Source organism: Staphylococcus sp. LKG4-2 (assembly GCF_050955665.1).
GTDB lineage: Bacteria > Bacillota > Bacilli > Staphylococcales > Staphylococcaceae > Staphylococcus > Staphylococcus saprophyticus.
On sequence record NZ_CP194532.1, the window covers coordinates 1583216 to 1595690 of the forward strand.

15 protein-coding genes are annotated in these 12475 nt (G+C 31.9%); all 15 read left to right on the top strand.

The window, feature by feature from the left end; translation table 11 throughout:
* Positions 1-7: 7 nt before the first annotated feature.
* The 15 genes from ACM6UH_RS07860 to ACM6UH_RS07930 all read left to right on the top strand — a co-directional run bounded on the left by ACM6UH_RS07860 (position 8) and on the right by ACM6UH_RS07930 (position 12451).
* Positions 8-1126, top strand: coding sequence for a conserved virulence factor C family protein (locus ACM6UH_RS07860; RefSeq protein ID WP_047503804.1), 1119 nt, complete (start codon positions 8-10; stop codon positions 1124-1126).
* A 37-nt stretch (positions 1127-1163) separates the two neighbouring features.
* Positions 1164-1598 (top strand): bacilliredoxin BrxA, encoded by a 435-nt coding sequence (gene brxA, locus ACM6UH_RS07865; RefSeq protein ID WP_002483285.1) that lies wholly within the window; start codon positions 1164-1166, stop codon positions 1596-1598.
* Between the two features lie 291 nt (positions 1599-1889).
* On the top strand, positions 1890-2846 hold the full coding sequence (locus ACM6UH_RS07870; protein WP_011303096.1) for a thymidylate synthase: 957 nt from the start codon (positions 1890-1892) through the stop codon (positions 2844-2846).
* Positions 2847-2940: 94 nt separating this feature from the next.
* Positions 2941-3426 (top strand): dihydrofolate reductase, encoded by a 486-nt coding sequence (locus ACM6UH_RS07875; protein ID WP_011303097.1) that lies wholly within the window; start codon positions 2941-2943, stop codon positions 3424-3426.
* A 10-nt stretch (positions 3427-3436) separates the two neighbouring features.
* Positions 3437-4276 carry a DegV family protein gene (locus ACM6UH_RS07880; protein ID WP_048787366.1) on the top strand — a complete coding sequence of 280 codons (840 nt, stop codon included), beginning with the start codon at positions 3437-3439 and terminating at the stop codon, positions 4274-4276.
* A 130-nt stretch (positions 4277-4406) separates the two neighbouring features.
* On the top strand, positions 4407-4934 hold the full coding sequence (msrA, locus tag ACM6UH_RS07885) for a peptide-methionine (S)-S-oxide reductase MsrA (RefSeq protein ID WP_002483289.1): 528 nt from the start codon (positions 4407-4409) through the stop codon (positions 4932-4934).
* Positions 4927-5355, top strand: coding sequence for a peptide-methionine (R)-S-oxide reductase MsrB (msrB, locus tag ACM6UH_RS07890; protein ID WP_002483290.1), 429 nt, complete (start codon positions 4927-4929; stop codon positions 5353-5355). Before msrA ends, msrB begins: the two co-directional genes overlap by 8 nt.
* Before the next feature lie 14 nt (positions 5356-5369).
* Complete coding sequence (locus ACM6UH_RS07895; RefSeq protein WP_047503798.1) at positions 5370-5870, top strand: PTS sugar transporter subunit IIA; 501 nt, start codon at positions 5370-5372, stop codon at positions 5868-5870.
* Entirely contained in the window at positions 5870-6091 is a 222-nt protein-coding gene (locus tag ACM6UH_RS07900; RefSeq protein ID WP_002483292.1) for a YozE family protein, read from the top strand. The genes ACM6UH_RS07895 and ACM6UH_RS07900 overlap by 1 nt, the downstream gene beginning before the upstream one ends.
* 139 nt (positions 6092-6230) lie before the next feature.
* Positions 6231-7706: a S41 family peptidase gene (locus ACM6UH_RS07905; RefSeq protein ID WP_048787365.1), complete on the top strand. Its 1476-nt coding sequence runs from the start codon at positions 6231-6233 to the stop codon at positions 7704-7706.
* Between the two features lie 21 nt (positions 7707-7727).
* A complete protein-coding gene (locus ACM6UH_RS07910) occupies positions 7728-8237 on the top strand; it encodes a GNAT family N-acetyltransferase (RefSeq protein WP_002483294.1) in 510 nt (169 codons plus the stop codon).
* A 10-nt stretch (positions 8238-8247) separates the two neighbouring features.
* Positions 8248-9324 carry an undecaprenyldiphospho-muramoylpentapeptide beta-N-acetylglucosaminyltransferase gene (locus ACM6UH_RS07915; protein ID WP_011303102.1) on the top strand — a complete coding sequence of 359 codons (1077 nt, stop codon included), beginning with the start codon at positions 8248-8250 and terminating at the stop codon, positions 9322-9324.
* Positions 9325-9336: 12 nt separating this feature from the next.
* A complete protein-coding gene (locus tag ACM6UH_RS07920) occupies positions 9337-9951 on the top strand; it encodes a phosphatase PAP2 family protein (RefSeq protein WP_048787364.1) in 615 nt (204 codons plus the stop codon).
* A gap of 485 nt (positions 9952-10436) precedes the next feature.
* Positions 10437-11099: a response regulator transcription factor gene (locus ACM6UH_RS07925; protein WP_002483297.1), complete on the top strand. Its 663-nt coding sequence runs from the start codon at positions 10437-10439 to the stop codon at positions 11097-11099.
* A gap of 26 nt (positions 11100-11125) precedes the next feature.
* Positions 11126-12451 (top strand): HAMP domain-containing sensor histidine kinase, encoded by a 1326-nt coding sequence (locus ACM6UH_RS07930; protein ID WP_371806930.1) that lies wholly within the window; start codon positions 11126-11128, stop codon positions 12449-12451.
* The last annotated feature ends 24 nt before the right edge of the window (positions 12452-12475 follow it).

Sequence of the window (12475 nt, forward strand, 5' to 3'; positions counted from 1 at the left end):
TTTCTGAATGGAAATTGTACGTGTCGAACCAACGCCCAGTCCCAACACAATGAAAATTGTTTTGAATGAGAAAAGAAAAGATAATAAGTCAAATACGTATACAACTATTCTTGATAATCAGCCCAAGTTTATCAATGATGTATTAGCAGTTGATGGTGTGAAATCTATATTTTACGTTATGGATTTTTTAGCTGTAGATAAAAAGCCCAAATATGATTGGGAAGTTTTATTACCTAAAGTAACAGCAACATTAAGCGACGAATCTGAATCTATTGATACACCAGCACCAGATGAACACTTTGGCGAAGTTAAAGCTGAAGTACTTCAGTTCAAAGGGATTCCATATCAGGTTAAACTTACTTCTAGTTCCGAAGAAAAACGTAAGCAATTACCTGAAGTGTATATTGATAGTATGCTTGCAGCTCAAAAAGATGATGACAATATTGTTTTCCAACGTAAATGGGAAGACTTAGGTATACGTTATGGTGAATTAGATGATATTATGTCTGAAGTCACTGAAGAAATCCTAGCACTTTATCCTGAAAAAGATTTAAACCATCTTGTAGAAAATGCTTTAAATACAGATGTCGTTATTCCTGAAAAAAAATACCAACATGTGACGCTTGAGACTTATCAAGCAACTGATGATTGGAAAGAACGCTTAAGAATGTTAAAAGCTTTCCCAACACCAACAGAGAGAGATTTCCCATTATTAGGTGATGCTGTTAGTGAAGAAGAGAAAACACCATTAAGACGTGAAGCGATCGTGTTGCTTGGTATGATAGAAGATAAAGCAGTATTACCTTATTTATTTAAAGGATTACATGATAAAAGTCCAGCAGTCAGAAGAACAGCTGGTGATTGTTTAAGCGATTTAGGATTTAAACAAGCTTTGCCTGAAATGGAAAAAGCATTAGATGATCCCCATAAAATAGTAAGATGGCGAGCTGCTATGTTTATATTTGATGAAGGCGGTCCTGAACAACTTGATGCACTTCGCACACATGAAAATGACCCTGCATATGAAGTTAAACTTCAAATAGAAATGGCAATAGCAAGAATTGAAAATGGTGATGAAGCATTAGGTTCTGTGTGGAAACAAATTGCTAATAGAAATAAATCGTAATAATTTGATGATATGAATTTATAAAGGAGTGTTTTAAATGAATGCATATGAAGCATACATGAATGAACTTGCAACTCAAATGCGTAGTGAATTAACTGGACGTGATTTCAAAAGTTTAGAAACCGCAGATGAAGTATCTAACTTTATGACAAATGTGGGTAGTGACGATACAACATTTGTTGTTATTAATTCAACATGTGGTTGTGCCGCTGGTTTAGCAAGACCAGCGGCTGTTACAGTTGTAGAACAAAATGATAAAAAACCTACAAATAAAGTAACAGTATTCGCAGGTCAAGATAAAGAAGCTACTGCAACAATGCGTGATTATATCCAACAGGTTCCATCTAGTCCATCCTATGCGCTTTTCAAAGGACAAGAATTGAAACATTTTATACCTCGTGAACACATTGAAGGTAGAGATATTCAAGATATTTGTATGGACATTAAAGACGCATTTGACGATTACTGCTAAATGGTTCGTATGGTTATATAAATATCGCTGTTAAATCGTATTGAATAACATAGCGTAAAAATTCATTAAATGGTCATTATGCCAACTTACTGTGTCTAAACAAGCCAATAAGATATAGTAAGTTGGCATTTATTCCATAAAAATAAGTACTAACGCGTATAACGTTTACAAAAAATGATGTATAATTTACTCAAAGTACATTATTTTTACATAATTAATGTTAAATCCTTTAACTTATAACAATTATCCAATAAGATACAAATAAAATTAATTTTGGAAGGAGTGGATTAAATGTTAAATGCTTTTGATCAAGCGTATCATCAATTATGTGAAGAAATTTTAGAAATCGGTAAACAAAAGAATGATCGCACAAATACTGGAACCATCTCAAAATTTGGTCACCAACTGAGGTTTGATTTATCAAAAGGCTTCCCATTACTAACAACTAAAAAAGTATCATTTAAATTAATTGCTACAGAGCTCTTATGGTTTATCAAAGGAGATACAAATATTAAGTATTTACTTCAATATAATAACAACATTTGGAATGAGTGGGCATTCGAAAAATTTGTTCAATCCAAAGACTATAACGGACCTGACATGACTGATTTTGGCCATAGGGCACAAAAAGACGAGTCCTTTAACCTAATCTATAAAGACGAAATGAACCAATTTAAAAAACGTATTTTAAATGATGATGATTTTGCTAAAAAATATGGTGATTTAGGTAATGTTTATGGTAAACAATGGCGTGATTGGGAAGATAAATATGGTAATCATTATGATCAATTAAAAACGGTGATCAATCAAATTAAAACGAATCCTAATTCAAGACGTCATATCGTATCTGCATGGAATCCAACAGAAATTGATACAATGGCGTTACCACCTTGTCATACAATGTTTCAGTTTTATGTTCAAGATGGCAAATTAAGTTGTCAATTATACCAAAGAAGTGCAGACATCTTTTTAGGGGTTCCTTTTAACATCGCAAGTTATAGTTTATTAACTCACCTCATCGCGAAAGAATGTGGCCTTGAAGTTGGAGAATTTGTACACACCTTTGGTGATGCACATATATACTCTAATCATATCGAAGCTATTGAGACACAATTAGCACGAGAAAGCTATAATCCACCAACACTTAATATCAATTCAGATGCATCTATTTTTGATATTGATTACGAGGATTTAGAAATTGTTGATTATGAATCACATCCAGCGATTAAAGCACCCATCGCAGTTTAAATGGGAAATGACTTAAAAACATCAATAATTTATTATATAATGCACTTTGTGTTTCATATTAAACTGTTTTCATTTCAATATTAGGAGGAACATTATGACACTTTCAATACTTGTAGCCCATGATCAACAACGGGTTATTGGCGTAAATAACCAATTGCCTTGGCATTTACCTAGTGATTTAAAGCACGTTAAGTCGTTAACTACTGGAAATACGCTTGTCATGGGTCGTGCAACATTTGAATCTATCGGGAAACCTCTTCCTAATAGAAGAAATGTTGTGTTAACTAGAAATAAATCATTTAAACCAGAGGGTGTGGATGTTATCCATTCTTTCGAAGAAATCTACGACTTACCTGGCCATGTTTTTATATTTGGTGGCCAGTCCTTATTTGAAGAAATGATAGATAAGGTTGATGATATGTATATTACTGTTATTGAAGATAAATATAACGGTGATACTTTTTTCCCACCATATACTTTTAAAGACTGGGAAGTCGCATCATCAAATAAAGGTGTATTGGATGAAAAAAATACGATTCCTCATACCTTTTTACATTTAATCCGTAAGGGAACTTCATAGGAGGAAATTTATGATAAAAAAGAAAATTGTTACTGATTCAACATCTGATTTATCACATGAATATTTAAATGAAAATAATATTCATGTGATACCTCTTAATTTAACAATTGATGGTGAATCCTACATTGACCAAATAGATATATCGTCGGAAGAATATATTCAAAAACTGGAAGAAAATGCTGATACTAAAACAAGTCAACCTGCTATCGGTAAATTCATTGAATTATACGATAAACTAGGCGAAGATGGTTCTGAAATCATAAGCATTCATATGACATCAGGTTTAAGCGGAACTTATCATACTGCACTGCAAGCTAGCGAAATGACTGATAGTAAAGTTACTGTCATTGATTCTAAGTCTATTTCTTTTGGTTTAGGTTACCAAGTGCAACACATTGTTGATTGGAATAATACTGGACTATCAACAAATGAAATCGTTGAAAACATTGTTGAACTACAAAAAAACATTAAACTTTATGTTGTTATAGGACAATTAAACCAATTAATTAAAGGCGGACGTATTAGCAAAACGAAAGGTTTAATTGGTAATATGATGAAAATCAAACCAATCGGAACACTCGAAGACGGAAAGATTGAATTAATTCATAATTCTCGAACACAAAATGCAAGTGTTCAGTTCCTCAAAAAAGAAGTGAGCGCGTTTATCGGTGATAAAAATGTAAAATCTATCGGTATTGCACATGCAAATATTATTGAATTCGTAGACAAAGTAAAAAAACATTTTTCAGAAGAGTTCAACTTTACAAAATTCGACACGAACGTTACAACACCTATCATTTCAACACATACAGGACAAGGTGCTATCGGTTTAGTCGTATTACGATCATAAAGTACTACTTCAAAGCGCGCTATGACTATACTCAAAATGAAATTGGTCTTATTTAATATATAAACAGTTTCATAGCAAATCGCTTAAAATAATGGTAACTTTATGACAAAATAGATATAGGAGGTATATTATGGCTTATGCGACATTAGCAGGAGGATGTTTTTGGTGTTTAGTTAAACCATTCACTTCATATCCTGGTATCGAAAACGTTGTTTCTGGTTATAGTGGTGGACATACAGATAACCCAACTTATGAAAGTGTAAGTACAAATCAAACTGGGCATGTCGAGGCAGTCCAAATTACTTATAACTCAGAAATTACTTCCTTCGAAAATATATTAGACGTTTATTTCAAAACGTTTGATCCTACTGATAACGGTGGTCAATTTTTTGATCGTGGAGAACATTATGAGCCTGCTATTTTTTATCATGATGAAAATCAGAAAAAAGCAGCCGAAGCTAAAATTCAACAATTAAATGAACAAGGTATCTTTAACAAACCTGTCATTACACCCATTAAACCATATAAAAACTTTTATCCAGCTGAAACCTATCATCAGGATTACTATAAAAAGAATCCATTGCATTATGAACAGTATCAACGTGGATCAGGTCGGAAAAATTTTATAGAAAAGCATTGGGGGAAACAAAATGATTAAAAAGAATAAAAATGATTTAAATGAAATGGAGTATTTAGTTACACAAGAAAATGGTACAGAACCGCCATTTCAAAACGAATACTGGAACCACTTTGAAAAAGGTATTTACGTTGATAAAATTTCAGGTAAACCATTATTCACTTCTGAAGAAAAATTCGAATCAGATTGTGGTTGGCCAAGTTTTTCTAAGGCATTAGCCGATGAAGAAATCGTTGAATTAGTCGACAAAACATTTGGCATGGTGCGCACTGAAGTACGTTCTGAAGATGCAAATAGCCATTTAGGTCACGTATTCAATGACGGACCAAAAGAAAGCGGCGGTCTGAGATATTGCATTAATTCAGCAGCTGTACAATTTATACCATATGAAAAATTAGAAGAACTAGGATATGGAGATTTAATACCACATTTTGAAAAATAAGGAGCGAACATATTATGTTTAAAAAATTATTTGGTAAAGGCAAAGAGGTCAATAAAGAAAGCGCGATTTATGCACCAATCACTGGGGAATATGTAAAAATCGAAGATATACCAGATCCAGTATTTGCTCAAAAAATGATGGGTGAAGGCTTTGGTATAAATCCAACAGAAGGTGAAGTTGTTTCACCAATCGATGGTAAGGTAGATAATGTTTTCCCAACGAAACATGCTATTGGATTAAAAGCTGAAAATGGCCTAGAATTACTTGTTCATATTGGTCTTGATACCGTGCAATTAGATGGTGAAGGCTTTGACATTCTAGTTGAAAGTGGCGACGTTGTTAACGTTGGAGACCCATTATTAAAATTTGATTTAGACTATATAAAAGAAAATGCAAAATCAGTTGTTTCACCAATTATTATCACAAATTCTGACAACACAGCATCTATTTCAGTGGCTGATGTAACAACTTTGACTAAAGGTGAAACTAAAATTGTTGATGTGACAATGAACTAATGAAAGACCATTCATTTTATCATTTTGCCCTTACAGCACGTGGGCGTAAAGATGAAAAAGGTGAATTAGCAGAAGAAATATTTGATGATTTATCTTTTCCAAAACATGAAAAAGACTTTCATATACTGTCAGATTATATAGAAACACAAGGGCATTATACTATTTCATTATCCGTTTTTGATGATTTATACGAGGAATATACCGAATGGTTAAAATTTTAATTACTTTAACATTTGAGTAGCACGATTAAAATATATTAAAATAATAAGGTATCATTTGTTGCTGGGATTAATCTAAATGATTCAATCCCAGCTCATTTTATTTGTAATGATTTTTTACATATGTATTGGAAGTGATTAAATGTCAGAAAGTAAAGACACAACTGAAGTGAATCAAGAAGTAAATGAAAAAGCATCATCGCAATCAACAAAGAAACAAATAAATTTCAAACGTAGTCACTTTATTATTATATTAATAGTTACAATACTTGTAACTGCTATGATTGCAGTATTTGCAACGATTGGCATCAGTCATTGGACAAGTGGTTTAAATAGTGATCAACGTGATGAGATGAAAAAAGTAGAGCAAGTTTATCAAACACTAGATGATGAATACTATAAAGATACTAGTTCAGAAGAGCTGGGGACAGCAGCGATTGATGGTATGGTAAAAAAATTGGATGACCCTTATTCAGACTATATGACCAAAAAAGAAACTAAATCATTTAATGAAGATGTATCAGGTGATTTTGTAGGTATTGGGGCTGAAATGCAAAAGAAAGGGAATCAAATTCAAATTACAAGCCCTATGAAACAATCACCTGCTGAAAAGGCCGGAATTCAGCCTAAAGATGTGGTTACTAAAGTGAATGGTAAATCGATTAAAGGACAGCCTTTAGAAGCAATTGTTAAAAAAGTTAGAGGAAAACAAGGTACAAAAGTAACACTAACCATTGAACGCGGTGGGCAAGCTCACGACATCACAATAAAACGAGATAAAATTCATGTCAAAAGTGTTGAATACCAAAAACATGGCGATGTCGGTGTCTTTACTATCAATAAATTCCAAAATAGTACATCAGGCGAATTAAAATCTTCCATCATTAAAGCACACAAAGATGGCATCCGTAAAATTGTATTGGATTTACGTAATAATCCTGGAGGCTTATTAGATGAAGCTGTTAAAATGGCAAACATTTTCATTGATAAAAATGAAACAGTTGTTCAATTAGAAAAAGGCAAACATAAAGAAGCAATTAAGGCTTCAAATGATGCCTCAAAAGAAGCCAAAGATATGGATGTTTCTATTTTAGTAAATAAAGGCTCAGCTAGTGCTTCAGAAGTTTTCACAGGTGCTATGAAAGATTATAATAAAGCCAAAGTTTATGGTTCAAAAACATTTGGTAAAGGCATTGTGCAGACTACACGAGAATTTGAAGATGGTTCATTATTAAAATTCACTAATATGAAATGGTTAACGCCAAAATCTCATTATATTCATGGAAAAGGCATTACTCCTGATAAGAAAATAGAAGAACCTGCATATCAATCATTAAATGTTATCCCAAGCAATAAAACATATCAGTTGGGTGACGATGATAAAAATGTTAAAACAATGAAGGTGGGATTGAATGCATTAGGCTATCATATTAATAATCAGTCTACTGAATTTGATAGCGAACTAGAGGATGCACTCAAATCCTTCCAAAAGAAAAATAATTTAGATGTAAATGGCACATTTAACAAGTCAACGAATGAAAAATTCACACAGCAACTTGTTGAAAAAGCAAACAAAGAAGACACGGTATTAAATGAGCTTTTAAAAAAACTAAATTAATTTAAGAGGAGTCATCGGTTTATGATTAGAAAAGCAAATAAAAATGATTTATCTAGTATTTTAAACATTGTAGAAGAAGCTAAAACTATTATGAAGCAAGACAACAACAATCAATGGGATGAACATTATCCTTTAGAAGAACATTTTGAAGAAGATATTGAAAAAGACACACTTTTTGTTCTAGAAGAAAATTCTATTATTTATGCTTTTATAGTTGTCGACCAACAGCAATCAGAATGGTATGATGAATTAGAATGGCCAATTGACAGAAAAGGTGCCTATGTTATTCATAGATTGGCAGGATCATCTGAATATAAAGGTACTGCAACGCAACTATTTGATTTTGCAGTTAATTTAGCACTGGATCATAATATTCATGTGTTATTAACCGATACATTTGCTTTAAATAAGCGCGCACAAGGACTGTTTACTAAATTTGGCTTTAGCAAAGTAGGCGAAGCAAAAATTGATTATCATCCTTTTAATAAAGGTGAACCATTTTATGCCTATTATAAAAATTTAGAAGAATAGAGGTTATATTATGACGAAAATCGCATTTACCGGTGGAGGTACAGTTGGACATGTTTCCGTAAACCTAAGTTTGATTCCAACTGCAATAGAAGAAGGATACGATACCTTTTATATCGGATCAAAAAATGGGATTGAACGTGAAATGATTGAATCTCAATTACCTTCAATTAAATACCACTCTATATCTAGTGGTAAATTAAGAAGGTATATTTCTTGGGATAATATTAAAGATATATTTAAGGTGTTAAAAGGTGTATTAGATGCTAGAAGTGTGCTAAAAAAAGAAAAGCCTGATTTACTATTTTCTAAAGGGGGATTTGTTTCAGTACCAGTCGTTATTGCTGCAAAATCTTTAAAAATCCCTACGATTATACATGAATCTGATTTAACACCTGGTTTAGCAAATAAAATCTCATTAAAATTCGCTAAAAAAATATATACTACCTTTGAAGATACATTAAATTATTTACCTAAAGATAAAGCAGATTTTGTTGGTGCAACAGTGAGAGAAGACTTAAAAACTGGAGATAAACATAGAGGTTATCAACTGACAGAATTTAATAATGATAAAAAAGTATTATTAGTCATGGGTGGCAGTCTAGGCAGTAAAAAATTGAATGACATTATAAGACAAAATCTCGAGACACTTCAAGAGACTTACCAAGTCATTCATTTAACTGGAAAAGGGCTATTAGACAATTCATATGTTGGCACTAAAGATTACATTCAATTTGAATTTGTTAAAGATGATTTAACGGATTTACTTGCTATTACAGATACAGTGATTAGTCGTGCTGGTTCTAACGCTATCTATGAATTTTTAGCGCTACGCATTCCAATGTTATTAATTCCTTTAGGTTTAGATCAATCACGTGGCGACCAAATTGACAATGCTAAACATTTTGAATCAAAAGGATTTGGTAAAACAATTCTCGAAGATACATTAACTGAAAATGAATTAAAAACACAATTGAGAGAAATTGAAACCAATCGCGATGATATCATTAAACAAATGCAAACATATAAAGAAAGCTTTACGCGTCAGGATTTATTCCAAAAGATAATAAACGATGCTTTAAGCGAATAGGAGGTACATGCAATGAGTCGTTGGAAAAGAATATCATTACTCATTATTTTTACGTTAATATTTGGCATCATTGCATTCTTCCACGAATCAAGACTGGGAAAGTGGATTGATAATGAAGTATATGAGTTCATTTATTCTTCTAAAAGTTTCATCACCACAACGATATTTCTCGGTGTAACCAAAGTTGGAGAAGTTTGGGCAATGGTTTGTTTATCTCTGTTGCTCGTTGCTTATTTAATGTTAAAACGTTTAAATATTGAGGCTTTATTTTTCGCAATTGCAATGAGTTTATCGAGTACATTAAACCCATTACTTAAAAATATCTTTGATAGAGAACGTCCAACGCTACTTCGACTTATTGATATCTCAGGATTTAGTTTCCCGAGTGGTCATGCGATGGGTTCTACAGCATTCTTTGGAAGTACGATATATATCGCCAATCGAGTTATGAAGGGTAAATCTAAAGCCTTTATGATTGGTCTCTCAGCTTTATTTATCATTATGATATCGTCATCAAGAGTTTATCTTGGTGTACACTATCCTACAGATATTATAGCAGGTATTATTGGTGGCGCATTCTGTGTCGTATTATCAACATTAATATTACGCCATAAATTGCAAGTATAATTCCATTCAATTCAACTTATGTGCATCCATAGTGTCTGATGTAACTTATAATTCATTTAAAAACACAGTAAAAAAGCAGTTAGGTGAATAAATTCATCTAACTGCTTTTATGTGTCAAAATTTATTATAAAAACCGATTTCACAATGTAAAACCGGTTTTTATATTCACGTTGTCTCGCAACGTTAGTCTTTTACGGGCATATAAAAGGGGATGTTTTTGAAAATGATCAATCCAAATAAGAACGAAATATGTGTGGGGGGAATGTCTTATTTTCGGTATTGATAATCATTTTCAATTACATTATACAACAATGAGAATGATTGTCAATTAAATTCGAATAATTTTTTCAAATTTTATGAAATACCTATATATTACAATAAAAGTGATTAAAATCATGAAGTATTTTAAAAACATTTTGAAATTTTTATGCAATAACTTTCTACAAACAAGCATTTATTATAATATATAATTTGAGGTGCTACATATGACAAAAATCTTAATAGTAGAAGACGAGCAAAACCTTGCGCGTTTTATAGAGCTTGAACTTGAACATGAAAATTATGACGTAGATATTGAATACGATGGGAAGCCTGGTTTAGAAAAAGCATTATCAAATACTTATGATTTAATTCTTTTAGACTTAATGCTTCCAAATATAAATGGTTTAGAAATTTGTCGTCAGATTCGTCAAAATCAAACTACACCTATCATTATCATCACTGCTAAAAGTGATACTTACGATAAGGTGGCTGGTTTGGATTACGGTGCGGATGATTATATCGTTAAACCGTTTGATATAGAAGAATTATTAGCAAGAATCAGAGCTATGTTACGAAGACAACCACAAAAGAATCTAATCGATATCAAAGGCATCATTATAGATAAAGATGCTTTTAAAGTCACTGTGGATGGACAACCACTTGATTTAACAAAAACAGAATATGATTTGTTATTTTTACTAGCTGAAAACAGAAACCACGTTCTGCAAAGGGAACAAATCATTACGGACGTATGGGGATACGATACAGAAGTAGAAACAAATGTAGTAGATGTTTACATTCGATATTTAAGAAACAAATTAAAACCCTTTGGTAAAGATAAGTGTATCGAAACAGTACGCGGTGTAGGGTACGTGGTAAGACAATGAAACAACGTAAACTTAAAACTAAATGGATGTTGATTACTACGACGATTACGTTTTTAACCATTTTTCTTTTTAGCATCATAATCATTTTCTTCCTCAGTACTTCATTAAGACATAATGAAGTAGATGAGGCTGAACGTAGTTCGGAAGATATAGTTAAATTATTTGAATCTAAACAAATTGAACACGTCACACCACTTGATTTAAATGCATCCTTAGGTAATTTTCAAAAAGTCATATTATTTAATGAAGATGGTCACAAATTAATGGAAACATCAAATGATAACTCCATTACGTTTTCTCCGAATATCGTACCGACAAATGTAAATCGTATAGCAGTTAAAAGTGATCACAAAAAAGATTATCTCATCATCACAGATCATATTGAGTCACCAAAATTTAATGGTTACAGTGTGATAGTGCATTCTTTAGAAGACTATAAAGCACTTGTAAACTCTTTATATTTTATCGCTCTAATATTTGGTGTGATAGCAACGTTTATAACTGCAATTATTAGTTATTTCTTTTCTTCGCAAATTACAAAACCATTAATATTGATGTCGAATAAGATGCAACAAATTCGAAGAGATGGTTTCCAAGAAAAAGTAGAATTAAGTACAAATTACGAAGAAACAGACAACTTAATTGTGACATTTAATGAGATGATGCTCCAATTGGAAGAATCTTTTAATCAACAGCGACAATTTGTCGAAGATGCGTCACATGAATTACGTACTCCCTTACAGATCATTCAAGGCCATCTTAATCTCATCAATCGCTGGGGTAAAAAAGATGCTGCTATATTAGAAGAGTCTTTAGATATTTCATTAGAAGAAATGACAAGAATTACAAAACTTGTAGAAGAACTATTATTACTTACAAAAGACAATAATAACAGTAGAGACGGTGAAATTGAAAATGTTGAGATAAATCAAGAGATTGCATCTCGAATTAAATCTTTATCACAATTGCACAGTGATTATACATTTGAATTCGATGCGTTTCCTAAACCATTAAACATAAAAATTGATCGTTATCAATTTGAACAAATGTTGATCATCTTTATTGATAATGCTATGAAATATGATCAGATAAATAAATACATTCAGATACAAACAAAGTTGAGAAACAAACAAATTTCTATTGAAATTACTGATCACGGTGTGGGTATACCTAAAGAAGATATAGAATTTATTTTTGATAGATTTTATAGAGTTGATAAATCACGTTCTCGCAAATTAGGTGGTAATGGATTGGGATTATCTATCGCTAAAAAAATCATAGAACTAAATAATGGTACTATACATGTCGATAGTGAAGTTGATAAATATACAACGTTTAAGATTACTTTTTAACATTCAAAACTAATTGGTGCAAAA

Excerpts from the sequence above, each read along its gene's own strand:
- ACM6UH_RS07860 (WP_047503804.1), top strand. The coding sequence starts at position 8 with ATGGAAATTGTACGTGTCGAACCAACGCCCAGTCCCAACACAATGAAA.
- brxA (WP_002483285.1), top strand. The coding sequence starts at position 1,164 with ATGAATGCATATGAAGCATACATGAATGAACTTGCAACTCAAATGCGT.
- ACM6UH_RS07870 (WP_011303096.1), top strand. The coding sequence starts at position 1,890 with ATGTTAAATGCTTTTGATCAAGCGTATCATCAATTATGTGAAGAAATT.
- ACM6UH_RS07875 (WP_011303097.1), top strand. The coding sequence starts at position 2,941 with ATGACACTTTCAATACTTGTAGCCCATGATCAACAACGGGTTATTGGC.
- ACM6UH_RS07880 (WP_048787366.1), top strand. The coding sequence starts at position 3,437 with ATGATAAAAAAGAAAATTGTTACTGATTCAACATCTGATTTATCACAT.
- msrA (WP_002483289.1), top strand. The coding sequence starts at position 4,407 with ATGGCTTATGCGACATTAGCAGGAGGATGTTTTTGGTGTTTAGTTAAA.
- msrB (WP_002483290.1), top strand. The coding sequence starts at position 4,927 with ATGATTAAAAAGAATAAAAATGATTTAAATGAAATGGAGTATTTAGTT.
- ACM6UH_RS07895 (WP_047503798.1), top strand. The coding sequence starts at position 5,370 with ATGTTTAAAAAATTATTTGGTAAAGGCAAAGAGGTCAATAAAGAAAGC.
- ACM6UH_RS07900 (WP_002483292.1), top strand. The coding sequence starts at position 5,870 with ATGAAAGACCATTCATTTTATCATTTTGCCCTTACAGCACGTGGGCGT.
- ACM6UH_RS07905 (WP_048787365.1), top strand. The coding sequence starts at position 6,231 with ATGTCAGAAAGTAAAGACACAACTGAAGTGAATCAAGAAGTAAATGAA.
- ACM6UH_RS07910 (WP_002483294.1), top strand. The coding sequence starts at position 7,728 with ATGATTAGAAAAGCAAATAAAAATGATTTATCTAGTATTTTAAACATT.
- ACM6UH_RS07915 (WP_011303102.1), top strand. The coding sequence starts at position 8,248 with ATGACGAAAATCGCATTTACCGGTGGAGGTACAGTTGGACATGTTTCC.
- ACM6UH_RS07920 (WP_048787364.1), top strand. The coding sequence starts at position 9,337 with ATGAGTCGTTGGAAAAGAATATCATTACTCATTATTTTTACGTTAATA.
- ACM6UH_RS07925 (WP_002483297.1), top strand. The coding sequence starts at position 10,437 with ATGACAAAAATCTTAATAGTAGAAGACGAGCAAAACCTTGCGCGTTTT.
- ACM6UH_RS07930 (WP_371806930.1), top strand. The coding sequence starts at position 11,126 with ATGTTGATTACTACGACGATTACGTTTTTAACCATTTTTCTTTTTAGC.